General features: G+C 63.0%; 19 protein-coding genes and 3 pseudogenes. 8 read left to right on the top strand and 14 right to left on the bottom strand.

Annotated elements, in window-relative coordinates; all coding sequences use genetic code 11:
- Window positions 1-94: 94 nt before the first annotated feature.
- Window positions 95-757, bottom strand: a complete 663-nt coding sequence (gene yrfG / locus OO306_RS21490; protein WP_027595199.1) for a GMP/IMP nucleotidase — start codon at window positions 755-757, stop codon at window positions 95-97.
- Window positions 758-821: 64 nt separating this feature from the next.
- Here yrfG and nudE point away from each other — a divergent pair, with 64 nt between their 5' ends.
- Together nudE and cysQ are read left to right on the top strand one after the other, a co-directional pair.
- On the top strand, window positions 822-1,388 hold the full coding sequence (gene nudE, locus OO306_RS21485; RefSeq protein ID WP_027595200.1) for an ADP compounds hydrolase NudE: 567 nt from the start codon (window positions 822-824) through the stop codon (window positions 1,386-1,388).
- Window positions 1,385-2,221 (top strand): 3'(2'),5'-bisphosphate nucleotidase CysQ, encoded by an 837-nt coding sequence (gene cysQ / locus OO306_RS21480; protein ID WP_265969865.1) that lies wholly within the window; start codon window positions 1,385-1,387, stop codon window positions 2,219-2,221. Before nudE ends, cysQ begins: the two co-directional genes overlap by 4 nt.
- Before the next feature lie 150 nt (window positions 2,222-2,371).
- On the opposite strand, the gene OO306_RS21475 is transcribed toward cysQ, so the two are convergent.
- The 7 genes and pseudogenes from OO306_RS21475 to rfbB form a co-directional block, all read right to left on the bottom strand.
- The gene (locus OO306_RS21475) at window positions 2,372-2,827 is read right to left on the bottom strand and encodes a YiiD C-terminal domain-containing protein (RefSeq protein WP_027595202.1); all 456 of its coding nucleotides are present in this window, start codon (window positions 2,825-2,827) and stop codon (window positions 2,372-2,374) included.
- Window positions 2,824-4,233 carry a sigma-54 dependent transcriptional regulator gene (locus OO306_RS21470; protein ID WP_027595203.1) on the bottom strand — a complete coding sequence of 470 codons (1,410 nt, stop codon included), beginning with the start codon at window positions 4,231-4,233 and terminating at the stop codon, window positions 2,824-2,826. The genes OO306_RS21475 and OO306_RS21470 overlap by 4 nt, the downstream gene beginning before the upstream one ends.
- On the bottom strand, window positions 4,230-6,044 hold the full coding sequence (locus OO306_RS21465) for an ATP-binding protein (RefSeq protein WP_027595204.1): 1,815 nt from the start codon (window positions 6,042-6,044) through the stop codon (window positions 4,230-4,232). The genes OO306_RS21470 and OO306_RS21465 overlap by 4 nt, the downstream gene beginning before the upstream one ends.
- 38 nt (window positions 6,045-6,082) lie before the next feature.
- Window positions 6,083-6,952, bottom strand: a pseudogene (gene rfbD / locus OO306_RS21460) (dTDP-4-dehydrorhamnose reductase); the annotation flags it as partial.
- Window positions 6,940-7,485, bottom strand: a complete 546-nt coding sequence (rfbC, locus tag OO306_RS21455) for a dTDP-4-dehydrorhamnose 3,5-epimerase (protein ID WP_027595206.1) — start codon at window positions 7,483-7,485, stop codon at window positions 6,940-6,942. The gene rfbC and the pseudogene rfbD, both read right to left, overlap by 13 nt.
- Window positions 7,482-8,357: a glucose-1-phosphate thymidylyltransferase RfbA gene (gene rfbA, locus OO306_RS21450; protein ID WP_027595207.1), complete on the bottom strand. Its 876-nt coding sequence runs from the start codon at window positions 8,355-8,357 to the stop codon at window positions 7,482-7,484. The genes rfbC and rfbA overlap by 4 nt, the downstream gene beginning before the upstream one ends.
- On the bottom strand, window positions 8,354-9,436 hold the full coding sequence (gene rfbB / locus OO306_RS21445) for a dTDP-glucose 4,6-dehydratase (protein WP_027595208.1): 1,083 nt from the start codon (window positions 9,434-9,436) through the stop codon (window positions 8,354-8,356). The genes rfbA and rfbB overlap by 4 nt, the downstream gene beginning before the upstream one ends.
- A 266-nt stretch (window positions 9,437-9,702) precedes the next feature.
- Between rfbB and aguA the strand changes: the two genes are divergently transcribed.
- Together aguA and OO306_RS21435 are read left to right on the top strand one after the other, a co-directional pair.
- On the top strand, window positions 9,703-10,809 hold the full coding sequence (gene aguA, locus OO306_RS21440) for an agmatine deiminase (protein WP_265969864.1): 1,107 nt from the start codon (window positions 9,703-9,705) through the stop codon (window positions 10,807-10,809).
- A gap of 195 nt (window positions 10,810-11,004) precedes the next feature.
- Window positions 11,005-11,202, top strand: a complete 198-nt coding sequence (locus OO306_RS21435; RefSeq protein WP_027595210.1) for a hypothetical protein — start codon at window positions 11,005-11,007, stop codon at window positions 11,200-11,202.
- Between the two features lie 117 nt (window positions 11,203-11,319).
- Here the strand turns inward: OO306_RS21435 and OO306_RS21430 are convergent, their stop codons facing one another.
- Window positions 11,320-13,404 (bottom strand): TonB-dependent siderophore receptor, encoded by a 2,085-nt coding sequence (locus OO306_RS21430; RefSeq protein WP_186703132.1) that lies wholly within the window; start codon window positions 13,402-13,404, stop codon window positions 11,320-11,322.
- Window positions 13,405-13,504: 100 nt separating this feature from the next.
- A complete protein-coding gene (locus OO306_RS21425) occupies window positions 13,505-13,681 on the bottom strand; it encodes a hypothetical protein (protein WP_265969863.1) in 177 nt (58 codons plus the stop codon).
- A 192-nt stretch (window positions 13,682-13,873) separates the two neighbouring features.
- Between OO306_RS21425 and OO306_RS21420 the strand changes: the two genes are divergently transcribed.
- Window positions 13,874-15,193 carry an OprD family porin gene (locus OO306_RS21420; protein ID WP_027595212.1) on the top strand — a complete coding sequence of 440 codons (1,320 nt, stop codon included), beginning with the start codon at window positions 13,874-13,876 and terminating at the stop codon, window positions 15,191-15,193.
- 136 nt (window positions 15,194-15,329) lie between these two features.
- Here OO306_RS21420 and OO306_RS21415 read toward each other — a convergent pair whose 3' ends face one another.
- The 3 genes from OO306_RS21415 to OO306_RS21405 form a co-directional block, all read right to left on the bottom strand.
- Window positions 15,330-17,000, bottom strand: coding sequence for an FMN-binding glutamate synthase family protein (locus OO306_RS21415; RefSeq protein ID WP_027595213.1), 1,671 nt, complete (start codon window positions 16,998-17,000; stop codon window positions 15,330-15,332).
- A 238-nt stretch (window positions 17,001-17,238) separates the two neighbouring features.
- Window positions 17,239-18,606 (bottom strand): ATP-binding protein, encoded by a 1,368-nt coding sequence (locus OO306_RS21410; RefSeq protein WP_265969862.1) that lies wholly within the window; start codon window positions 18,604-18,606, stop codon window positions 17,239-17,241.
- 1 nt (window position 18,607) lies between these two features.
- Entirely contained in the window at window positions 18,608-19,327 is a 720-nt protein-coding gene (locus OO306_RS21405; protein ID WP_265969861.1) for a response regulator, read from the bottom strand.
- Window positions 19,328-19,467: 140 nt separating this feature from the next.
- Here OO306_RS21405 and OO306_RS21400 point away from each other — a divergent pair, with 140 nt between their 5' ends.
- Window positions 19,468-21,765, top strand: coding sequence for a TonB-dependent siderophore receptor (locus OO306_RS21400; protein ID WP_265969860.1), 2,298 nt, complete (start codon window positions 19,468-19,470; stop codon window positions 21,763-21,765).
- Between the two features lie 66 nt (window positions 21,766-21,831).
- Here the strand turns inward: OO306_RS21400 and OO306_RS21395 are convergent, their stop codons facing one another.
- Window positions 21,832-22,056 (bottom strand): DUF3079 domain-containing protein, encoded by a 225-nt coding sequence (locus OO306_RS21395; RefSeq protein WP_265969859.1) that lies wholly within the window; start codon window positions 22,054-22,056, stop codon window positions 21,832-21,834.
- Window positions 22,057-22,219: 163 nt separating this feature from the next.
- On the opposite strand from OO306_RS21395, the pseudogene OO306_RS21390 reads away from it, so the two are divergent.
- Together OO306_RS21390 and OO306_RS21385 are read left to right on the top strand one after the other, a co-directional pair.
- Window positions 22,220-22,446: pseudogene (locus OO306_RS21390) on the top strand (type II toxin-antitoxin system RelB/DinJ family antitoxin).
- Window positions 22,436-22,729, top strand: a pseudogene (locus OO306_RS21385) (type II toxin-antitoxin system RelE/ParE family toxin). The pseudogenes OO306_RS21390 and OO306_RS21385 overlap by 11 nt, the downstream one beginning before the upstream one ends.
- The last annotated feature ends 294 nt before the right edge of the window (window positions 22,730-23,023 follow it).

Below are 23,023 nucleotides of genomic sequence, written 5' to 3'. Positions count from 1 at the left end.
GCCGGTATGGCCAGAGTATGTCTTTTGCCATACCGGCCTCTTCGCAGCACAAGGCTGCTCCTACAGGTCGGCGCTGTACCTGCGAAAAGGAGCATCACAGGCCTGCCAGCAAATCCCGGTAATCCTCGACCGCTGCAAACTCCTGGGTGTCGCGGGGTGCCGCCTGGCTATCTGGCTGGCGCACCGCCAGCAAATGCCCCACGCCAAACCGCTGGGCACTGCGCAAAATCGCCAATGTGTCATCGATGAACAGGCTGCGCGCAGGCTCAAAGCCGATATCCGCCTGCAAGGCATCCCAAAACTGTGGGCTCTCTTTCGGGTAGCCATAATCATGCGAACTGATCAGCCGCTCGAAATACGGCGCAAGTTCCACCCGCTCCAGCTTCAGTGACAGCGAGTCACGGTGGGCATTGGTGATCATCACCACGCGTTTGCCTGCCTGACGGATGGCGGCCAGGAAGGTGTCGGCGTCCGGGCGCAGGGCGATCAGGTCGGCGATCTCGCGTTTCAGTTCGCGGATCGGCAGCTTCAGTTCACGGCTCCAGAAGTCCAGGCAGTACCAGTTGAGCGTGCCAGCATTGCGCTCGAACAAAGGCTGCAGCTCCATTTCCGCCATGGCCCGGCTCACGCCATGCAGCTCGGCATAGCGCTGGGGCAGGTGCTCCAGCCAGAAGCGGTTGTCGTAGTGCAGGTCGAGCAGCGTGCCGTCCATGTCCAGCAGGACAGTATCGATGGCAGACCAGGGAAGAACAGGCATGGGAAACTCTCGTTCAGTCGGCTAGCCACGGTATAGTAACCCGTTCACGCCAAGGAGCTGCCCCATGCGCCAGAAACCCACCGTCCTTAACCGCGAAATCGTCGCCAGCAGCCGCCTGTTCCGCGTCGAGGCCGTGCAATTGCGCTTCAGTAACGGTGCCGAGCGCACGTATGAACGCTTGGTCGGCCGGGGCAATGGTTACGGGGCGGTGATGATCGTGGCCATGCTCGATGCCGAGCATGCCGTGCTGGTCGAGGAGTACTGCGGCGGCACGGACGAATATGAGCTGTCGCTGCCCAAGGGCTTGATCGAGCCGGGCGAAGACGTGCTGGCGGCGGCGGACCGCGAGCTCAAGGAAGAAGCCGGCTTTGGTGCGCGGCAGTTGGAACACCTGACCGAGTTGTCGCTGTCGCCGGGCTACATGAGCCAGAAGATCCAGGTGGTGCTGGCCACCGACCTGTATGAAGAACGCCTCGAGGGCGACGAACCAGAGCCCATGGGCGTAGACAAGGTCAACCTGCGCGAGCTGTCGGCCCTGGCCATGCACCCGCAATTCACCGAGGGCCGTGCCTTGGCGGCGCTGTACCTGGCGCGCGACCTGCTGATCCAGCGGGGGCTGCTGGAGCTATGAACGACCTGCAACTGATGCACGAAGTGGTCAAGCTGGCCCATCTGGCGGGCGAGGCGATTCTGCCGTTCTGGCGGGCCGACGTGGCGGTGACCAACAAGGCCGACGATTCCCCGGTGACCGCCGCCGACCTGGCCGCCCACCGCATCATCGCTGATGGCCTGCTGTCGCTGGCGCCACACATCCCCGTGCTGTCCGAGGAGGACTGCAACATTTCGCTGGCCGAGCGCCAGGGCTGGAGCCGCTGGTGGTTGGTCGACCCGCTGGACGGCACCAAGGAATTCATTGCGGGCAGTGAAGAGTTCACGGTCAACATCGCCCTGATCGAAAACGGCGTGGTGGTGTTTGGCGTGGTCTCGATGCCGACCAATGGGCGCTGCTACTTGGGTGGGCGCCAGTTGGGTGCGTGGCGTGCCGAGGCGGGGGAAGCTGCCCAGCCAATCCAGGTGCGTAACGCACCGCCTGCCGAAGGCCGTTTCACCGTGGTGGCCAGCCGTCGCCATTCCAGCCCCGAGCAAGAGGCGCTGTTGGCAGGGTTAGGGGCGGCGGTGGGTGAGCTGGACCTGGCCAATATCGGCAGCTCGCTGAAGTTCTGCCTGCTGGCCGAAGGCAGCGCCGATTGCTACCCGCGCCTGGCACCGACGTCGCAGTGGGATACCGCTGCTGCACAGGGCGTATTGGAGGGGGCCGGTGGCGAGGTGATTGGGCTGGATGGCCAGCCGTTCACCTACCCGGCGCGTGAATCCCTGCTTAATCCGTTCTTCCTGGCCTTGCCCCGCGCAGCCGCCTGGCGCCAAGCCTTGATCGATCTGGCGTGTAAAGAACAAAACGCGTAACCCCGCGCCTCATGATCTTGTGGGAGCGGGTTTACCCGCGAAGAAGCCAACCCGGTTTGTGGCACCGGCTTCGCCGGTGTTCGCGGGTAAACCCGCTCCCACAGAGCCCCTGCTAGATCAGCAGGCGTTGTTTCGGTCCATGCGTGTGCGTCAGCGGTGCAGCACGTACTGGCCGCTGAATTTCACGGCAGGCTCGTCACTGCCAGCATTGCTGACGGTGGTTTCCAGCGTCAAACGCGCCCGCCCACGGCGCTGGTACATCGCCACGAAGCGCTCCCAAGCCTTCTCATCCGGCGCCGCACAGCGGGCCACCGCCGCGCCGGTGACCGGCAGCGGATAGCTGATCTGCCCCTCCTGAATGACGATATGCCCGTCATCGATGCCCAGCTCGCGCAAGCGCAGGTGCAGCCACCCCCAACCCACCAGCACTGCGGCGCAGTACAGGCTGCCGCCGAACATGGTGCTCTTGTGGTTGACGTTGGCTGCCAGCGGCAGTTGCAGGCGCAGGGTGTGCTGCTGCCAATCGATGACCTCCAGGCCCATTTCGCGGGTCAGAGGGATGTCGCTGTGCAGTACGGATTGCAGGTACTGGCTGTCGCTGCTCATGGACGGTTGTCCTCCTGGTCGTCGTGCCCGCCACTGCCGCCGTCAAAATTGAGGCTGTGTTTGCGCAACTTGTCATGCAGGGTCTTGCGGGGGATGCCCAGCGCTTCGGCCAGGCTGCGCATCGAGCTGTGCGGCTGGGCAAGCTCGGCGGCGATCAGCGAGCGCTCGAACTGTTCGACCTGTTCGCTGAGGTTGCCGGTCAATACCGCCGCCGTGGGCGTTGCCGCCGCCGGCGCCTGGCCGTCGAGGGCAAGCTCCAGGCCAAGGGCGAAGCGCTCGGCGACGTTCTGTAGCTCACGCACGTTGCCTGGCCAGTCGTGGCGCAGCAGCAAGGCACGCTGGGCCGGCTGCAGGGTGTGCGGCGGCAAGCCGTGGCGCTGGCTGGCGGCGTCGGCAAAGTGCTGGAACAACACCAAAATGTCATCGCCACGCTCGCGCAGCGGGGGGATGCGCAGCGGCGCCACGTTCAGGCGGTAATACAGGTCGGCCCGGAAGCGCCCTTGGTCGGCTGACTGACGCAGGTCTTCCTTGGTAGCGGCGATGATGCGGATATCCAGTGGGATCAGCTGGTTGCCGCCCAGGCGTTCGACCACCCGCTCCTGCAGCATGCGCAGCAGCTTTACTTGCACATCCAGGCTCATGCTCTCGATTTCGTCGAGGAACAGCGTGCCGCCATTGGCGAATTCGAACTTGCCGATACGCCGCTTCTGCGCACCGGTGAAGGCGCCGGGTTCGTGGCCAAACAGCTCGCTCTCGACCACCGACTCAGCCAATGCCCCGGCGTTGATGGCCACGAAGGGCCCGTCGCGGCGGCTAGAAAGGTCGTGCAGGGCGCGGGCCACCACCTCTTTGCCGGCGCCAGTCTCACCCAAAATCAGCACATCGGCACGGGTGCCGGCCAAGGCGCCGATCTGCTCACGCAGGCGTAGCATCGTCGGCGACTGGCCCACCAGGCGGGTGGCCAGTTGCTGACGGTCGCTCAAGGCCAGCCGCAGGCTGCGGTTGTCGAGCACCAGGCGGCGCAGGGCCAGGGCGCGGCGCACGCTGTCGAGCAGGGCGTCGCTGGCGAACGGCTTTTCGAGAAAGTCATAGGCGCCGGCACGCATGGCCTGTACCGCCAGCGGCACATCGCCGTGGCCAGTAATCAGCAGCACAGGCAGTTCGCTGTCGCGGCCGTGCAGTTGCTCCAGCAGTTGCAGGCCATCGATGCCCGGCATGCGGATGTCGCTGACCACCACACCGGGCCAGTCGGCTTCGATGCGCTCGGCCAGGCCTTGGGCATCGGCCAGCGCCACCACCTTGAGCCCGGCAAGGTCCAGGGTCTGGCTCAGGGCTTGGCGCAGGTGCGGGTCGTCGTCGACCAAAATGACCTGGGCTTGGCTGTCGATCAGTGTCTCGGGGCTCATGCCGAGGGGTCCTCCGAATTGGGCAGGGTTGCGCCGGGTGCCGCCACGCGCAGTTGCAGGGTAAGCAGGGCACCGCCTTCTGGGTGGTTGGCCAGCAACAGTTCGCCGCCCAGGGCGCGCATCAGGCTTTCGCAGATGGCCAGCCCCAGGCCAAGGCCCTGGGTGCGGGTCTTGGTGGTGAAGAACGGCTCTTTGGCATGCTCCAGTGCCTGGCGGCTGAAGCCCGGGCCGTTGTCGCGGATGTACAGGTAGACGTAGCCATCGCGCTGTTCGGCACTCAGCCAGAGGCGGCGCGGGTTGGCCTTTTCGGTCAGGGCATCGAGGGCGTTGGCCAGCAGGTTGCCCAGCACTTGGCGCAGGCGGGTTTCGCCGGCTTGCACCCACAACGTGGCCTCTGGCAAGTCGCGGATCAGCTCGACGGCCATCGCCCGGCGGCGCTTGGCCAGCAGCGCCAGGGCGTCGTCCAGTGCCGGCTGCAGGGCCACGCTTTCTGGGGCGTGGCGGTCGCGGCGGGCGAAGGCGCGCAGGTGGGCGATGATCGAGGCCATGCGCCCGGTCAGCTCACCGATCAGCTTGAGGTTGCCGCGGGCGTCTTCGGTGCGCTGGTGGTCGAGCAGGATCTCGGCATTTTCGGCGTAGCTGCGGATGGCCGCCAGCGGCTGGTTGAGCTCGTGGCTGATGCTCGCCGACATGGTGCCCAGCACCGACAGCTTGCCGGCCTGGACCAGTTCGTCCTGGGCTCGCACGGCCTCCTGCTGGGCGTTTTCACGTTCGAGCACGGCGCTCTTGAGGCGGGTGTTGAGGCCTTCAAGGTCGGCGGTACGTTCGGCGACGCGCTTTTCCAGCTCTTGACGGCCACGGGCCTCGAAGTCGATGCGGTCGATGTAGTGCCGACGCCGCTGCATCACCAGGCCGGCCAGCAGCACCAGCACCAGCAACGTGCCGGCGCCGATGGCCATCACCGTCTGCACCGAGCGGTCGACCAGGATGCGCGGGGCGAGGATGCTGACCTGCCAGCCGGTTTCCTTGATGTCGCGGGTCTGGGTGATCCACGCGTCCTGGTTCAGCACCAAGGGTTGCGGGGCCTGGGTCGGGTACGGCTGGATGGCGATGATCGCCTGGCGCTCGGCCTCGGTCAGCGCGCGGGTGGCGCGGAAACGCCAGTCCGGCCGAGAGGTGAGGATGACCACGCCGTTATGGTCGGTCAGCAACAGTTGCTCGGGGGTACGGCCCCAGAGGGTTTCGGTGTGGTCGAGGTCGACCTTGACCACCAGCACGCCCACGATCCGCTCGCGGTCGCGCACGGCGGCGGCGAAGAAGTAGCCACGCTTGGCCGAGGTGGTGCCCTGGCCAAAGAAGCGCCCCAGGTGGCCGGCCATGGCTTCGTTGAAGTAGGGGCGGAAGGCGAAGTTGCGACCGACGAAACTGTCGTGCTTGTCCCAGTTGGAGGCGGCCAGGGTATTGCCGCTAACGTCCATCAGGTACATGACCTCGGCACCGGTCTGCTGGACGATATCCTTGAGCAGGCGGTTGGCGTTGGTCACCGCTTCCAGGCGGAACGGGTCGGCCAGCACGCCGCGCAGCGCCGGCAGGTCGCCGAGGATTTGCGGCAGGGTTTCGTAGCGGTGCAGGGTGCCCAGCAGGTTGGCGACGTACAGGTCGAGGGTCTGGCGATTCTGCGAAGCCAGCTCTTCCTGGTAATAGCGCTCGGCCAGATGATGCAGCGGCCACAGCAGTGGGATCAGGCACACGGCCAGCAGGGCCAGGCTGCGCCAGCGGGGACGGCGTGGGGGCGTGGGTTTCGCGATCATCAGGTCAATGCGCCAGAAAAGTCTGACGCAATTATGCGCTACTTGAGGCAGTCGATCAGCGCCTGCTGCCAGTGCGGCAGGCTGATGTGCCATTGCTGGGCCAAGCGTGAGCAGTCCAAGCGTGAATTGAGTGGCCTGCGGGCGGGTGTGGGGTATTCGCTGGACGGGATGGGCTGCAGTTCGGCACAGGGTAACCCTTGCGCCTGCAACTGCTCGGCGATTGCCTGGGCGAAACCGAACCAGGAGGTCTCACCTTGCGCAGTGAGGTGGTAGGTGCCCCAGTCGCCAGCCTGCCCGGCTTGCCAGCGCTCGATCAGCGTGCGGGTGCTGGCAGCAAGGGTAGCGGCAGACGTCGGCGCGCCAATCTGGTCGTTTACCACGCGCAGTTGGGGCTTTTCCTGCAGCAGGCGCTGCATTGTCAGCAGGAAGTTGCGCCCATACAACGAATAGACCCAGCTGGTACGCAGGATCAGGTGCTGGCCGGCCACCGCAGTAATCGCCTGCTCGCCGGCCAGTTTGCTGTGGCCATAAACCCCCAGGGGGTTGGGCGTGTCTTGTTCGGTATAGGGCGTGGCCTTGCTGCCGTCGAAGACGTAGTCGGTGGAGTAGTGGATGAGCGGCGCACCCAGCCGTGCTGCTTCTTCGGCGAGCACGCGGGGGCCATGGGCATTGATTGCAAAGGCCCGCTCGGGCTCTTGTTCGGCCTGGTCCACCGCCGTGTAGGCAGCAGCGTTTATGATCAGGTCGGGGGCGAGCCGGCGCAGCGGCTCGCGCAGGGCCTCGGGCTGTGCCAGGTCGAGGTGCTCGCGGCCAAGCACGTGTAGCTCGCCAAGCCCGGCCAACTGCGCCTGCAGCGCCTGGGCAACCTGGCCATTACGGCCGCAGACGACGATTTTCATGGCAGCAGTTGCGCCTCGCTCAGCGGTACGCCGACTTTGTCTTTGTCCGACAGCACCGGCGGCCCCGCGAGTTGCCAGTCGATGGCCAGCTCAGCGTCGTCCCAGCGGATACAACGGTCTGCGCCAGGGTTGTAGTAGTCCGTGGTCTTGTAGAGAAACTCGGCCGATTCGCTGACCACCGAGAAGCCGTGGGCGAACCCCGGTGGAATCCACAATTGCCGATGATTATCGGCCGACAGGTGCACCGCGACCCATTTGCCGAACGTGGGCGAACTTCTGCGCACGTCCACGGCAATGTCGCGAATCTCGCCCTGTACCACCCGCACCAGTTTTCCCTGGGTGTTTTCCACCTGATAGTGCAGGCCGCGCAACACGCCTTTGACGGAGCGCGAGTGGTTGTCCTGGACGAAGTCCACGGTGACACCGGTGTGCTTCGCGAATTCGCGGGCATTGAAGGCTTCGAAGAAGAAGCCACGGCTGTCACCGTATACCGTTGGCTCAATGATCAGTACGTCAGGGATCTCGGTGGGGATGATGTTCATGCAGACTCGTTTGCCAGTTTGCCCAGGTACTGACCGTAACCGGTCTTCTTGAGTTTTTCAGCCTTGGCCAGCAGCTGGTCACGGGTGATCCAGCCCTTGTTGAAGGCGATTTCTTCCAGGCAGGCCACTTTCAGCCCCTGGCGGTTCTCGATGGTTTGCACATATTGCGAGGCATCCAGCAGGCTCTCGTGGGTGCCGGTGTCGAGCCAGGCGAAGCCACGGCCAAAGCGCTCCACGCGCAAGTCGCCGCGCTGGAGGTAGGCATTGGTGACATCGGTGATCTCAAGCTCGCCGCGCTCTGAGGGGCGAATGCCTTTGGCGATTTCGACCACGTCGTTGTCGTAGAAGTACAGGCCCGTCACGGCATAGCTGGACTTGGGCTTGAGTGGCTTCTCTTCGATGGACAGCGCGTTGCCCTGCTCGTCGAACTCGACCACACCGAAGCGCTCCGGGTCCTTGACCCAATAGCCGAACACGGTGGCGCCGCTGGGGTGGCTGACCGCGCGCTGCAACTGTTCGGTGAAGCTCTGGCCGTGGAAGATGTTGTCACCGAGGATGAGGCAGACCGAGTCGTCACCGATGAACTGCTCACCGATCAGGAACGCCTGGGCCAGGCCGTCGGGTGATGGTTGCTCGGCATAGCTGATGCGAATGCCGAACTGGCTGCCATCGCCGAACAACTGGCGATACTGAGGCAGGTCCTGGGGCGTGGAGATCAGCAGGATGTCGCGGATATCGGCGAGCATCAGCACCGAGATCGGGTAGTAGATCATCGGCTTGTCATAAATCGGCAGCAGTTGCTTGGATACCCCGAGGGTGATGGGGTGCAGGCGGGTGCCGGATCCTCCGGCCAGGACGATGCCCTTGGTCATGCAATGAGCTCCTTGATGTCGGTATTGCCCAGGCGTTCCCCCTGGTAGCTGCCATCCTGGACATGGCGGCACCACTGCAGGTTATCCAGGTACCACTGCACGGTCTTGCGCAGCCCGGTGGCGAAGGTTTCCTGCGGTACCCAGCCCAGCTCCCGTTCGATCTTGCTGGCATCGATGGCATAGCGCAGGTCATGGCCGGGGCGGTCCTGAACGTAGGTGATCAGGTCTGCATAACGGGCCACGCCTTCAGGGTGCTGTGGCGCCAGCTCGTCGAGCAGGGCACAGATGGCGTGGACCACGTCGAGGTTCTTTTGCTCGTTGTGGCCGCCGATATTGTACGTTTCGCCGACCTCGCCGCGGCTAACCACCTCGAGCAACGCCCGGGCGTGGTCTTCGACGAACAACCAGTCGCGCACCTGCTGGCCATTGCCGTACACCGGCAGTGGCTTGCCGGCCAGGGCATTGAGGATCATCAGCGGGATCAGCTTTTCAGGGAAATGGTACGGGCCGTAGTTGTTCGAGCAGTTGGTGATCAGTACCGGCAGGCCATACGTGCGGTGCCAGGCGCGTACCAGGTGGTCTGAGGCGGCCTTGCTCGCCGAATAGGGGGAGCTGGGCGCATACGGCGTGGTCTCGTGGAACAGGTCGTTGGCGCCATGCAGGTCGCCATACACTTCGTCGGTGGAGATATGGTGAAAGCGGAACGCACGGCGCTGCTCGGCAGGCAGGCGGCTCCACCAGGCACGGGTGGCTTCGAGCAGGGCATAGGTGCCGACGATATTGGTCTGGATGAACGCTGCCGGGCCATCGATCGAACGGTCCACATGGGACTCGGCAGCCAGGTGCATGATTGCGTCGGGCTGGAAGCGCTCGAGCACGGCACTGACTGTCGCCGCATCGGCGATATCGGCCTGGACGAATTCGTAACGGGTATTGTTGGCGATGCTTTGCAGCGACTCAAGGTTGCCGGCGTAGGTCAGCTTGTCGAGGTTCAGCACTTCGTGTTCGGTGTTGCCGATCAGGTGACGGACCAGCGCCGAGCCAATGAAGCCGGCGCCGCCTGTGACGAGTATGCGCATCTCAAGTCGCCTCTGGTAAACCAAGTTCTATGGCATGCAGCCTAGCTCGTCGGCTAGGGTGGTGGCAGACAAATATCATGGGTTTGAGCGTGATCATGATGGATATGCCGATTGATATCGATTTAATAAGCGATAAGGCTTTGCCGATCGGCTTTTTTTGCTTTTAAAGCCGATATATATCGGTTATAAATTTGCCATCGTTGCTCCTACCCCCATCGACCAACGCCCCAGCGCACATCGGCTCAGGGCCTACGCAGAGGTTAACCATGAAAACCCTCAATTCTACCCCCCGTGCCGACGGCTTCCACATGCCCGCTGAATGGGCGCCGCAGACCCAGGTCTGGATGGTCTGGCCGGAGCGTTCGGACAACTGGCGCCTGGGTGGCAAGCCGGCACAGGCCGCCCATGTGACATTGGCCAAGGCTATCGCCCGCTTCGAGCCAGTGACCGTGGGTGTTTCTGCTGGCCAGTACGAGAACGCACGCCGTCAGCTCGACCTGCCGAACATCCGCGTCGTGGAAATCAGCAATGACGACGCCTGGGTGCGCGACACCGGCCCGACCTTCGTCATCAACGACCACGGCGAAGTGCGCGGCGTGGACTGGGGCTTCAACGCCTGGGGCGGCTTCGATGGCGGGCTTTACGCACCCTGGAACCGTGACGAGGAACTGGCCGCCAAGGTCCTGGAAATGGAGCGCTGCCAGCGCTACCAGACCGAAGGCTTCGTGCTGGAGGGTGGCTCGATCCACGTGGACGGCGAGGGCACGCTGATCACCACCGAAGAATGCCTGCTCAACCGTAACCGCAACCCGCACCTGGGCCGTGAGGAAATCGAAGCGGTCCTGCGTGAGCAGTTGGCAGTCGATACCGTGGTCTGGCTGCCGGACGGCCTGTACAACGACGAGACCGACGGCCACGTCGACAACTTCTGCTGTTACGTGCGCCCAGGCGAAGTGTTACTGGCTTGGACCGATGATTCCAACGACCCCAACTACGCCCGCTGCCACGCGGCGATGGACGTGTTGAAGAACACCCGCGACGCCAAAGGCCGTGAGTTCGTGGTGCACAAAATGCCGATCCCTGGCCCGCTGTACGCCACGGCTGAAGAGTGTGCTGGCGTCGACCAAGTGGCCGGTAGCCAGGAGCGCGACCCGTCGGTGCGCCTGGCCGGCTCGTACGTGAACTTCCTGATCGTCAACGGCGGCATCATCGCGCCGAGCTTCGATGACCCTGCCGATGCCCAAGCCAGAGCCATCCTGGCCGAGCTCTTCCCGGATCATGAAGTGGTCATGATCCCAGGCCGTGAATTGTTGTTGGGGGGCGGCAATATCCACTGCCTGACCCAGCAGCAGCCGGCGCCAGTCAAGCGCTGAGACCACCCTGAATAAAGAGGCCCGTCATACGACGGGCCTTTTTTTCGGGCGACCTTTCCAAGCGACGTCCGGCCGCCTGAGTGGCATACGTTTTGTATTGTTTTTCAATTAGATAGCTCGAATGGGTCGGGCTCTCTGATCTGTAACAATGCCTACGTAAATTAGCCGCTCACGGGCAAAGGAGTACGTGTGGAAATGAACGCAGCAAGTGAGTCGGCTTTGTGCCCATCGGCCGTCAACCACCCATCGCTCAAGCTGTTGGCGCAGTGGTTGAAGCACCATGGAAACATCCAGGTCAGGACGACCGACCCACGACGTCTGCTTGCCGGGCGATACCCGCAAGGGCTGATCAGTGAAGCAGAGATGCAGGCGCTGATGGCGGTGTGGCACTGATCTCATCGGTTTTACCGGTGCTGGCCCCTTCGCAGCACAAGGCTGCTCCTACAGGTGGCGCGCGATCCCTGTAGGAGCAGCCTTGTGCTGCGAAGAGGCCGGTACAGCCAACAAACATCAGAAGCGGTAAGTGCTCGTCACCACCAGGCTCCGCGGGTCGCCCACCTGGATCTGCGCCGCACTGGTCGCCGAGCTGTAGTAGGTTTTGTCGGCAATGTTGTTCAACGCCGCCCGCACATCCCAGTCGTGGGTGCGGTAGCCGGCCAGCGCATCCCAGCGGCCGTAGCCTGGCAACACCGTGGTGTTCTGGTTGTCGGCATAACGCTCACCCACCAACGTCAAGCCGGTCTCGGCGTACCAGCCCAATTCCGGTTTCCAGGTCACAAACAGGCTGGCATTACGCTTGGCCACGTCGTTGATGCGGTTGCCTTCCTGGTTATTGTTGTCTTTGACGATGGTTGCATCCTGCAGGCCGATGCCCCCGCGCACGTACCAGTTGCCGACGATATTGCCGGTGGCGGTCAGCTCGATGCCTCGGGAGCGTTGCAAGCCGCTGAGCAGGGTGATTTCCGGGTTCTCCGGGTCACGCGTGCGGCGGTTGTACAGCTCCAGTTCATACACGGCGAGGGTGGTGGTCAGGCGCTGGTCGAACCAGTCGCTCTTGACCCCGATCTCCTTCTGCCGGGTCAGCTCTGGCCCGGTGTCGTTGGTGTTGCCCGGCGCGCCAGGGGTAATGCCGATCAGGCCACCGCCCACTGGCGAGAAGGTCTTGCTCCACGACGCATAGAAGGAGTGATCGCGCCACGGCGTGTAGACCACACCCAGGCGCGGGCTGGTGGTGTTGCTGTCCTGCGGCTCGGTCAGGCCATCCTTGTTGGTGGTTTCCACCTCGAACTGGTCGAAACGCACGCCGGCGAGCACCTGCCATTGATCGTTCAGGCGGACCTGGTCTTGCAGGTAGAGGCCACGGCTTTGGACCACGGTGTGGTTGTCGCTCGACAGCAACATCGGGCCCGTGTGCTGCCGGCTGCGGTCGGGGTTGCCAACGTCCAGGCTGGGCACACTATTAGGCGCAGCGGTGTACAGGGTCGGGTCACGCCGTTGGCTGCCGAACTCCAAACCCACCAACAGCTTGTGCTCCAGCCCCACGGTCGTGAAGTCGCCCTCGGCTTCGAGGTTGTTGAACAGGTTGCGGGTGTTCAGGTCCTGTTGCCAGCGCTGGCGGGTGACAGTGTTGGTGCTGGCGTTGTAGCCCGTCGCATAGGTGTTGTCGAACTCGCTGTCGAGCTTGAACAGGCCGAGGGTATGGCGCAGTTGCCAGGTTTCGTTCAGCTGGTAGTTGAGCCGCGAGCGCAGCGACTGGGCGCGGTCATCGATGTAGTCGCGCTGGGTATCGCTGTAGGTGGTGCTGCGGCTGACGTCGGCCGGGCGGCCATTGACCCCGGGGATACCGCGGTCTGGTGTGCGGTTGTAGCGGCTGTATTCGTACTGCACCAGCCAGTTCAGGTCGGGCGAGAGCTGCCAGCTCATCGACGGGGCGAACAGCTGGCGGCTGCCATCGATGCCGTCGCGGAAGCTGTTGTTGTCCTGGTTGCCCAGGTTCAGGCGCAGGCTGATGGTATCGCTGGGGTCGGCGCTGAGGTCGGCGTACAGGCTGCGCAAATCTTCGCTGCCGCCTTGCGCCTCGATGCTCGAACGGCGGCCGTGCTCCGGCGCCTTGCTGACGCGGTTGACGATGCCACCCTGGCTGCCGCGGCCATACAACACCGCTGCGGGCCCTTTGAGCACCTCGACCCGCTCGATGTTGTTCAGGTCGCGAATGTACTGGCTGTCGTCGCGAATGCCGTCCAGGTAGAAGTCGTTGCTGGCCTCGAAGCCGCGGATGCGCACGCTGTCGAAGCGCGTGTCGGCGCCGCTGCTGACGTTGGGGATGCCCTCAAGTGCCTTGCCCAGGGTGTTGTTGCCGTAGTCCAGCACGTTGGCGGTCTTGACCGTGTCGATGGCCTGGGGCACGTAGCGCACGGGCGTCGAGGTGCGCGTCGCAGTACTGACTTCCTTGACCCGCGGGTTGTCCTCCTCGCGCTCGCCTTCGGCAGTCACTGACATTTCCGGCAGGGTGGTGGTGGCAGCGGTGGCCAGGCTGGCGCTGAACAGCAGCGACAGGCCAAGCGTCAGCGGGGAGAGGCGGCAGGGTACAAGCATGGAGACATCCGGACCGTGGCAGGTGAGAAAGGGTGCGAATGGTAATGCTTGCTATTTACTGTTGCTTGGGTATTTGTAAAGGGTTGTCTTTACATATGTATCACTTTGTAACCGCCGCTGTTGTATGCTCCGCGCCCATGAAAGCTGCCGGGTTGGTCAAAGCGACATTTCTGACAGAAGAAAAAATGCCCACTGATAGCGCCAACAGGCATGGAAATGCACCAGCGGCTTGGGTGATTTTGGTTATATCAACCTGCATTTCACGATTTTTTGACATTTGTAATCGCACACCGCTAGGATTCGGCCAACGCCTGCTGGCCATGACATGGCCATGCTGCTGTAAAAGGCCACCGTGCGATTGCCGGCAAGCCTTTCAGTCTGGATCCGCATAGCGTCGAACCTACGAAGGGGCGTTGGTTCCTGGCGTCATATTGCGAAGCGTTTTTGATTAAGAAATAAGGAAAACAACATGTTGAAAACCAGGATCAGCCTGGTCGCACTGGCAATGATCGCCGCGACCCAGGCCCAGGCCAATGAGCAGGCCGACAGCAAGGGCTTCATCGAAGACAGCCACGCCAACGTTCTGCTGCGCAACGCCTACATCAACCGTGACAAGAAGCACGGTACCGATGACCAGATCGAATGGGGCCAAGGCGTCATCGCCAACTTCTCCTCCGGTTTCACCCAGGGCACCGTCGGTGTCGGCGTCGACGCATTCGGCCTGTACGCCCTGCGTCTGGACGGCGGCAAAGGCCACAACGGTGGTGGCGGCGTCGACTTCTTCAAACCGCACGACACCAAGAACGCCGACGGCAACGCCAGCTCGCCACATAACCTGGCCCGTGGCGGCGCAGCCGTGAAATTCCGCATCTCCAATACCGTGCTCAAGTACGGTGACCAGATGCCAGCACTGCCTGTGCTGCAGTATGACGACGCCCGTCTGCTGCCAGAAAGCTTCACCGGTACCCTGATCACTTCCAAAGAAATCCAGGGCCTGGAACTGAACGCCGGCCGCTTCACCCAAGAAGCGCGCAAAAGTGCCGAGCGTCGTGACGGTGGTGGCCTGAAGTCGATCAACGTCTTCGGTGGTAGCTACAAGTTCACCGACAACTTCACCGCTTCGCTGTACACCGCAGACAACGAAGACGTGATGCAGAAGCACTACCTGGGCATGAACTATGTCTTCCCGATCGCCAGCGACCAGTCCCTGACCCTGGACTTCAATGGCTACAAGTCGGACATCAACAACAAGTTCGTCAAAGCGGCCGAGCTCAATGGTGACTCCAACACCATCTGGAGCCTGGCGGCGACCTACGCCTACGGTGCGCACTCGTTCACCATCGCTCACCAGCGCAGCACCGGCAGCACCGGTTACAACTACGGCTTCTACCAGAACGCCGGCGGCGTGGGTGACGGTGGTTCGACCATCTACCTGGCCAACTCGTACTGGTCTGACTTCAACGCCGAAGACGAGCGCTCCTGGCAGCTGGGCTACGGCCTGGACTTCGGCGCCTACGGCGTACCGGGCCTGACCTACAAGCTGGCCTACGTAGTGGGTGACAACATCAACACCCGCAACGTCGCCAACCCGCAAGGTTTCGGTGAAGGTAAAGAGCGCGAGATCTTCAACCAGATCCGTTACGTGGTTCAAGACGGCCCGGCCAAAGACCTGTCGGTCAAGCTGCGCAGCTCGTTCGTACGCACCAACAATGCCGTACAGCAGAACGGCTACAACGACGACGGTAACGAAGTCCGCGTATTCGTCGAGTATCCGATCAGCATCTTCTGATCGCATGGCGTCGGGGCTGCTTTGCAGCCCTTTCGCAGCGCAAGGCTGCTCCTACAAATACATGGACATCGCGCTCGCTGCCCCTGTTGTAGGAGCAGCCTTGCGCTGCGAAGGGCCGCAAAGCGGCCCCAGCTCATCAAGCTGGGACGCTTTCCTCACGGCGCCTGCCAGTTGCCTTCGCTACCAGCACCCCCTCCCCAGTCTCCGGCGCAAAACTGTCGCTGCGCGCCATCCGCCACATCCGCGCATAAAACTCGCTTTCAATCGAGCCACTGAGCAATTCGCCAGGCTTGAGGAACGTATGCAGGTCTGAAAACAAGCCGATCTCGCTGGCGCTGACACGCCGTGCCAAATGTTTGGGCTTGAGCTCCGACGGGTGCTCCAGGCCCGCCGCCGCAAGCATCTCAGCCAATGTATGCAGGGTATTGCGGTGGAAGCTCGCCACCCGCTGAGCCTTGTCCGGCACCACCAACGCACGCTGGCGGAGCGGGTCCTGGGTGGCGACCCCGGTCGGGCATTTGTTGGTGTGGCAGCTCTGCGACTGAATGCAGCCAATGGCGAACATGAAGCCGCGCGCCGAATTCACCCAGTCGGCACCAATGGCCAGCACACTGGCGATGTCGAAGGCGCTGACGATCTTGCCCGCCGCGCCAATGCGAATGCTCGAGCGCAAATTCAGGCCGACCAAGGTGTTGTGCACGAACATCAAGCCTTCGCGCATGGGCACGCCCATGTTGTCACTGAACTCGCGTGGCGCCGCACCGGTGCCGCCTTCCTTGCCGTCGACGACGATAAAGTCGGGGGTGATTCCCGTCGCCAGCATGGCTTTGGCAATGCCCATGAATTCCCACGGGTGGCCCAGGCAGAACTTGAAACCCACCGGCTTGCCGCCCGACAGTTCGCGCAGGCTGGCAACGAACCGCAGCAGTTCGACCGGCGTGCGGAACGCGCTATGGGCGGCCGGCGAAATACAGTCTTCGCCCTCACGCACGCCACGGGTGGCGGCGATTTCCGGGCTGACTTTGTGCCCTGGGAGGATGCCGCCGTGGCCGGGCTTGGCGCCTTGGCTGAGCTTGATCTCGATCATCTTCACTTGCGGCGAGCGGGCTTGCTCGGCGAAGCGTTGTGGGTCGAAACGGCCTTCTTCGGTGCGGCAGCCAAAGTAACCGCTGCCGATCTCCCAGATCAGGTCGCCGCCATGTTCGCGGTGGTACGGGCTGATGCTGCCCTCACCGGTGTCATGGGCAAAGCGCCCCAGCCGTGCACCCTGGTTGAGCGCCGCGATGGCGTTGGCGCTGAGGGCGCCGAAACTCATGGCCGAGATGTTGAAGATCGATGCCGAGTACGGTTGCCGGCACTGCGGCCCGCCAATGGCGATGCGGAACGAGGCGGGGTCGGGCGTGGCCACCGGCAGCATCGAATGGCTGATGAATTCGAAGCCGGGTTTGTAGGCATCGTTGAGCGTGCCGAAGGCTTTTTCGGCGCTCTCGTTCTTCGCCCGTGCATACACCAGGGAACGCTGGGACCGTGAAAACGGCAGCTTGTCGTCGTCACCTTCGATCAGGTATTGGCGGATTTCCGGGCGGATGGTTTCGATCAAGTAGCGGATGTTGCCCAGGATCGGGTAGTTGCGCCGCACCGCGTGGTGGCTCTGGCGCAGGTCATTGAGGCCGACCAGGCTGAGCAGGGCGGTGATCAGTGTGAATGGCCAGAGCCAGGCATGTTGGGGCAGTAATGGGAGGCTGGCACAGGTGAACGACAGGCAGATGAAAAGGCAGGCGTAGCGGCTGGGCAGTGAGTGTTTCATGGGTCCATCGCAGGCAGGATGACCCGCCTAGGATAGGCAATGGCGGGCTGCGGAAAACCTGGGCAATCGGTAAAACACTGTTACCTGATCCCGAGCGCTCAGCTCTTTGTAGGAGCGGCCTTGCGTCGCGAAAGGGTCGCGTAGCGGCCCCAGGTTTTGTGTTACTAGCAAAATTGCCGGGGCCGCTACGCAGCCCTTTCGCGACGCAAGGCCGCTCCTACAAAGGCGCGGTGACAGGTTATCGAGGTAACAGCACGCTGGCCCGCAGCCCACCGCCGTCGCGGTTGCACAACAGCAACTCGCCGCCATGGCTGGCCGCGATCCGCTGGGCAATACTCAACCCCAAGCCATACCCGCCAGACGCCTGGTTACGCGACCCTTCACCCCGCACGAACGGGTCGGTAACCGTCGCCAGCAAGCCTGGCGCGATCCCCGGCCCTCGGTCATCGACATGGATATAAACCCCCGTGGTCGCGCGCTCCAGCGTGACCGAAACCTCCTTGCCATAGCGCAAGGCATTGACCAGCAAATTCTGCAGGCAGCGCTGCAGCAGCAGCGCATCAACCCGCAAGCTGCCGCCCTGGCCATGAACCGGCAGTGGCTCGCGGGCTGTGGACAAGTCGGCACACTGCCGCGTCACCAGCCGGTCCAGGTCCACCTGTTGCAGGTTTTGCTGCTCCCCGGCCCGCAGGTAATCGAGCACTTGGCCAATCATGTCGTCCATCTGCGTGATGTTCTGCCGCAGGCGCTGGCGATGCTCGTCGTCCGGCAAGCGCTCCAGGCGCAGGCGCATGCGGGTCAGTGGGGTGCGCAAGTCGTGGGACACGGCAGCCAGGAAATAGGCCTTGTCGTTGACCATCGCAATCAACCGCTGCTGCATCGCGTTGAAGGCCTGGGCGGCCTGGCGCACTTCTTCCGGCCCGTCCAGCGCCAAGGGCGGCTGTTCCAGGTTGCTGCCCAGGCCGCGCGCGGCATCCGCCAGGCGCCGCAACGGGCGCAGGCACAGGCGCACCGCCACCAGGCACACCAGCAGCACAGCGACGATGCGCAGGGCATACACCCGCAGCAGGTAATCGCTGATCAACACCCAGGCGGACTCGCCGCTCCAGCCCTGCAGCTCCTGGCCATCGATGGTCAGCCAATGCCCATCGGCCAGCGGCACGGCAAACGCGATATGTGCCTGCGCCGTGCGCAAACCGAACAGGCTGCGCCAGACAATCGGCTGGCCCAGTTCATCGGTCAGGTGCACCTTCAGCAGGCGCACCTCCTGGGCGTGGCCAAGCTCGTACTTGAGGGCCTGTTGCAGCAGCAGCTCGATACGCTTGCGCCCTCTGCGTTCGTCGTGCTCCGCCGCGGGCAGGTTTTCGGCACAGCGCAACTGATAGTGGGCAGGTGCCTGCATCGGGCTGCCATGGCAATTGGCACTGGCAATCAGCGGCGCGCTGCGGGCGGCGATCAGCCGAACAGGGGCCTCAAGCACCTGGGCGAAACGCACATCGAACCAGATGCTGCTCGACATCAACTGGATCACCACGGTGCCGCTGACCATGATCAGCAGCAGTTGGCCAAACAGCGTGCGCGGCCACAGCCGGCGAAGCCAGCGCATGTCAGGCATCAGCCTCGCTGCGCGCAAGGCTCAGCAAGTAGCCTTCGTTGCGGATGGTGAGGATCTGCGCTGCGCCGCCCGGCGCGCGCCGCAATTGCTGGCGCAGGCGGCTGACGCACATGTCCACCGAGCGGTCGTCAGGCAGGTGGTCGCGGCCGAACGCACTGCGGGTCAGCTGATCGCGGGACACCACGCGGTTGTTGGCCTCCAGCAGCTCGCGCAATACGCGGTGGTCGGAGCGGGGCAGGGTCAGCGTTTCGCCGTCAGGGCGGGTGAGCAGGCGTTTGACGTGGTCGAGGCGAAACCCAGCGAACTGCTGCGCTTCCACCGCGGGCTTTGCAACCGGCGTATCGAGGCGCTGCGGGCGGCGCAACACCGCTTTTATCCGGGCAATCAGCTCGCGCGGCTCGAAGGGTTTGGCCAGGTAATCGTCCGCGCCCACTTCCAGGCCAATGATGCGGTCCAGCGTGCTGCCTTTGGCCGACAACATGATCACCGCCAACCCGGGCGTCGATTGCAACTGGCGGCACAGGCTCAAGCCATCCTCGCCGGGCAGCATCAAGTCCAGCACCACCAGCTCGACTTTATGCAGCGCCAGTTGCTCGCGCATCCCGTCGCCGTCAGCGGCCGCTAGCACGGTATAGCCGGCATCGGTCAGGTAATCGCAGAGAAGTTCGCGGATCTCGTCGTCATCGTCGACAACCAGCAGGGTCGTGCTCATTTCAAAAAACACCTGTTCGATGAGGGCCGGTGGCGCTCGTTACGTTCGATTACAAGCCCGTACAAGCCGGGCCTGGAGCCCCAAGGGCGGATCCCTAGAATCGTAACAAAAAATCATCTGCGAATACGAAGCCTTCCCAAATGAAACCTCGGAGCATCATGAACGACTTCTCTCCCATCAGCCGAGGCGGAAGTCGCCTCAACCCGCTGGCCTTCTTCATTGCCGTGGCCATCAGCGGTGGAGCGATGGCGGCTGACAGCCAGCCCCTGGAGCTGGATGCCACGCAGATCGAAGACAGCGCGCTGGTGCCTGCCGATGAAACGGGCCAGCTAGGGTACACGGTCGAGAGCAGCCGCAGTTCAACCGGCCTCAAACTGACGCCGCGCCAAACACCGCAGTCGGTGACCACCATCACCCGCCAGCAGATGGACGACCGCGCCATCCACACCATCGAGCAGGCGCTGGAAACCACGCCAGGCGTGACCGCAAGCAAGGCCGAGGTAGGCGGCCGCACCGACTACCGCGCCCGCGGTTATTCCATCACCAACTGGAAGGTCGATGGCCTGCAGTTCCAGGGCGGCTCCGATTTCAGCGGCGGGGGTAATGCGCTGAACATGGACCTATACGAGCGCATCGATATCGTCCGTGGCGCCAACGGCCTGCTCGGCGGCACCGGCGACCCGTCGGCCACCGTCAACCTGATCCGCAAGGCCCCGACCAAAACCTTCGGCGGCAGCGCCTACGCCACCTACGGCAGCTGGGACAAACGCCGTCTGGGCGCCGACCTTAACCTGCCGCTGTCCGAAGACGGCCGCCTGCGTTCGCGCTTCGTGATGACCCAGCAGGACGCCAACTCGTTCCGCGACAACCAGTCCGACCGCTCCCGCGCCGCGTTGGCCAACTTCGAATTCGACCTCGACGACGCCACCACCCTGGGCGCCGGCTACCAGTACGAATACAACAAAGTCGTCGGCGGCGGCTGGGGCGCGAACATCCCGATCTGGTACGGCGACGGCAGCAAGACCGACCTGCCGCGCAGCACCAACGTAGTGCCGAGCTGGAGCTTTGGCGAATACACCACCCGCACCGCCTTCGGCTCCCTCGAACACCGCTTCGACAACGACTGGTCGCTGAACCTCAAGGCCGCGCAAAGCACCGCCGAGGCCCTCAACCACCGCGGCCTGGCCAAGGTCAACTCGGCCGGGCGCGGCAGCTTTGGCGGCTACTGGGACCAGGACGGCAGCGGCGCCGTGCTCAACGGCCTGCACAGCTCCAGCGACACCACCCAGCAGTCTGCGCAAATCGACCTGTCCGGCCCGTTCCAGCTGTTTGGCCGCACCCACCAAGCGATGGTCGGCTACAACGACAGCCGCACTGTCGCCTGGTCGCCGGAATACACCTGCAACATGGTCAGCGACAGCCAAGTCAGCGCCGCAGCACTGGGTTGCCAGTTCCGCGCCAACAACGGCTTCCCGCTGACCGACTGGCGCAATGGCGTGGATGACGATTACGACATGCTCGCCTCGCGCACCGGCCGCCACAGCAAAACCACCACCCGCCTGCAAGGCATGTACGCAGCGACTCGCCTGAGCATCACCGACCCACTGTCGGTGATCGTCGGCGTGCGTACCAGCAACTACTCGGCCATCACCCGCAGCAACGCCGGCGTGCGCACCAGCCAGGAAGAAAACGGCATCGTCACCCCCTACCTGGGGGCTATTTACGACCTCAACGACACCTACTCGCTGTACGCCAGCTACACCGACATCTTCACCCCACAAACCGCCGAGACCAGCAGCGGCAGCAAAGTCGAACCCATTCGCGGCCAAAGCTACGAAACCGGCATCAAAGGCGAGTGGTTCGATGGCCGCCTGAATGCCTCGGCCGCGTACTTCCGCACCAAGCAGGAAAACAAAGCGGTGCTGGACGGCGACCTGACCACCCCCACCGGCAACGACGCCTACAAGGCCGGTTCCGGCCAGGAAACCGACGGCATCGACCTGGAAATCGCCGGCGCACTGACCCCCAGCTGGAACGTCTACGCCGGCTACACCTACCTGCACTTCCGCCGCATCGACAGCGACGGCCGCAGCGACCCGTCACACCTGTTCAAGGCCTCCACCACCTATCGCCTCTCCGGCCCATTGGACCGCCTGACGCTTGGCGCAGGGGTTACCGCGCAGAGCAACATCCGCGCGGTATCCAGCCCCGCAGGCCAGCCCACCAATGGCGTGAGTGCAGGCTCGACCGACGTCAACTGGTCGGGGTATGCGATCTGGAATGCCATGGCCAAGTACCAGCTGACGGACGAGACCAGCGTTAGCCTCAATGCCAATAACCTGTTCGACAAGCATTACTACACCCGCTACGGCTTCTATGCCGGGGCAATCTATGGCGACCCCCGCAATCTGTCGCTGACGCTCAGCACGTCATTCTGACGCCCCCCTGTAGGAGCAGCCTTGTGCTGCGAATGGGCCGCAAAGCGGCCCCATTCCCACCCACAATCAACTGCATTGCACCCCCGACACCTCATCAATCGGCTTATCCAACCGGTCCTCAAACCTGTCCCAGTCCTCGCCGAACAACTCCACTGGATGCATGGTCCGGTCTGACCCATTGCCACAGGCCAGTGCCTTGGCTGGGCAGTAGAGGTCGCAGCCCCAGCAGATGCGCTCGGGGTGGCTGGGGTGGCTGGGGTGGCTGGGGTGGGTGGGGAATTTTTTGGGCATGGTGTTCAGTCCTGGCAGGTGGGGGCTGATTTCACGCTATGCGGTTTGGTGGTTTGGGTTTTGATTGAGATCAAGGTGGGGTTGAACCTGCCCGTAGCCACTTCTCTAATGCTCAAGATCAGGTCAACGTAAAGACCAATGTCATTATGGTGAGCAAGCCATCATGGCATCCATCAATGTGCGTATCGACGACGATCTCAAAAACCGCGCCTAACGCGAGCTCTAGAGGTGGGTGTTACGCCTTTCGAGCTCGGGCGCCAGGCACTGCAGTACGTCGCCGAGCGCGGGCAGTTGCCCTTTAAGCCTGTACTGATGACCGAGAATGATGAAGCGCTGCCTGCGCGCCTTGCCGATCCTCAGCGTGTGAACGTTTCGCTGGATGACCTATAGCCTTGAGTTTGATGCGAGAGCGCTGATGGAATGGCAAAAACTGGGGGATACGGTCAGGCAGCAGTTCAATAAAAAACTCGTTTCGGTTTTGGTCAATCCGAGAGTTGAGGCGAACCGGCTGCATGGTTTGCCGGACTGCTACAAGATCAAGCTGCGCAGTAGTGGGTACCGGTTGGTTTACTAGGTGATCGATCTGTAGGTTGTCGTTTTTGTGGTCGCTGTGGATAAGCGGGAGCAGGCTTATCGTAAGGCGGAAGAGCGATTGGTGGGGAAGACTTCATAACGAACATGCTGGTGAGGGCGGGGTGGAGAGGCTCAAAGCATTCGGTGGAGCGCAGCAGAGCTGAATGGCGGTTGTCGCCGTCGGGGTGTTTGTACTCGTGCCGTCCGGGCTTTGCTGTGCGGCAGGTGCTGGCTACCAACGGATTTAGACGGAATGCCCCTCCGAAAAAACCGCCGCAAGGCGAGTTTTTTGGAGGGGCCAGAGATATTAAAAGCTTTCTGTACGGCACCAGGAGTCGAAGTAGAAATCAACTAGGTGATATTTACGGGATTGTTACTGATGGTCTCGGCCGCT

It is taken from the genome of Pseudomonas sp. DCB_AW, assembly GCF_026240895.1.
GTDB lineage: Bacteria > Pseudomonadota > Gammaproteobacteria > Pseudomonadales > Pseudomonadaceae > Aquipseudomonas > Aquipseudomonas kermanshahensis.
The sequence above is the reverse complement of the archived record's forward strand: the minus strand, read 5'-3'. Positions and strand labels throughout refer to the sequence as shown.

Excerpts from the sequence above, each read along its gene's own strand:
- yrfG (WP_027595199.1), bottom strand. The coding sequence starts at position 757 with ATGCCTGTTCTTCCCTGGTCTGCCATCGATACTGTCCTGCTGGACATG.
- nudE (WP_027595200.1), top strand. The coding sequence starts at position 822 with ATGCGCCAGAAACCCACCGTCCTTAACCGCGAAATCGTCGCCAGCAGC.
- cysQ (WP_265969865.1), top strand. The coding sequence starts at position 1,385 with ATGAACGACCTGCAACTGATGCACGAAGTGGTCAAGCTGGCCCATCTG.
- OO306_RS21475 (WP_027595202.1), bottom strand. The coding sequence starts at position 2,827 with ATGAGCAGCGACAGCCAGTACCTGCAATCCGTACTGCACAGCGACATC.
- OO306_RS21470 (WP_027595203.1), bottom strand. The coding sequence starts at position 4,233 with ATGAGCCCCGAGACACTGATCGACAGCCAAGCCCAGGTCATTTTGGTC.
- OO306_RS21465 (WP_027595204.1), bottom strand. The coding sequence starts at position 6,044 with ATGATCGCGAAACCCACGCCCCCACGCCGTCCCCGCTGGCGCAGCCTG.
- rfbC (WP_027595206.1), bottom strand. The coding sequence starts at position 7,485 with ATGAACATCATCCCCACCGAGATCCCTGACGTACTGATCATTGAGCCA.
- rfbA (WP_027595207.1), bottom strand. The coding sequence starts at position 8,357 with ATGACCAAGGGCATCGTCCTGGCCGGAGGATCCGGCACCCGCCTGCAC.
- rfbB (WP_027595208.1), bottom strand. The coding sequence starts at position 9,436 with ATGCGCATACTCGTCACAGGCGGCGCCGGCTTCATTGGCTCGGCGCTG.
- aguA (WP_265969864.1), top strand. The coding sequence starts at position 9,703 with ATGAAAACCCTCAATTCTACCCCCCGTGCCGACGGCTTCCACATGCCC.
- OO306_RS21435 (WP_027595210.1), top strand. The coding sequence starts at position 11,005 with ATGAACGCAGCAAGTGAGTCGGCTTTGTGCCCATCGGCCGTCAACCAC.
- OO306_RS21430 (WP_186703132.1), bottom strand. The coding sequence starts at position 13,404 with ATGCTTGTACCCTGCCGCCTCTCCCCGCTGACGCTTGGCCTGTCGCTG.
- OO306_RS21425 (WP_265969863.1), bottom strand. The coding sequence starts at position 13,681 with ATGTCAAAAAATCGTGAAATGCAGGTTGATATAACCAAAATCACCCAA.
- OO306_RS21420 (WP_027595212.1), top strand. The coding sequence starts at position 13,874 with ATGTTGAAAACCAGGATCAGCCTGGTCGCACTGGCAATGATCGCCGCG.
- OO306_RS21415 (WP_027595213.1), bottom strand. The coding sequence starts at position 17,000 with ATGAAACACTCACTGCCCAGCCGCTACGCCTGCCTTTTCATCTGCCTG.
- OO306_RS21410 (WP_265969862.1), bottom strand. The coding sequence starts at position 18,606 with ATGCGCTGGCTTCGCCGGCTGTGGCCGCGCACGCTGTTTGGCCAACTG.
- OO306_RS21405 (WP_265969861.1), bottom strand. The coding sequence starts at position 19,327 with ATGAGCACGACCCTGCTGGTTGTCGACGATGACGACGAGATCCGCGAA.
- OO306_RS21400 (WP_265969860.1), top strand. The coding sequence starts at position 19,468 with ATGAAACCTCGGAGCATCATGAACGACTTCTCTCCCATCAGCCGAGGC.
- OO306_RS21395 (WP_265969859.1), bottom strand. The coding sequence starts at position 22,056 with ATGCCCAAAAAATTCCCCACCCACCCCAGCCACCCCAGCCACCCCAGC.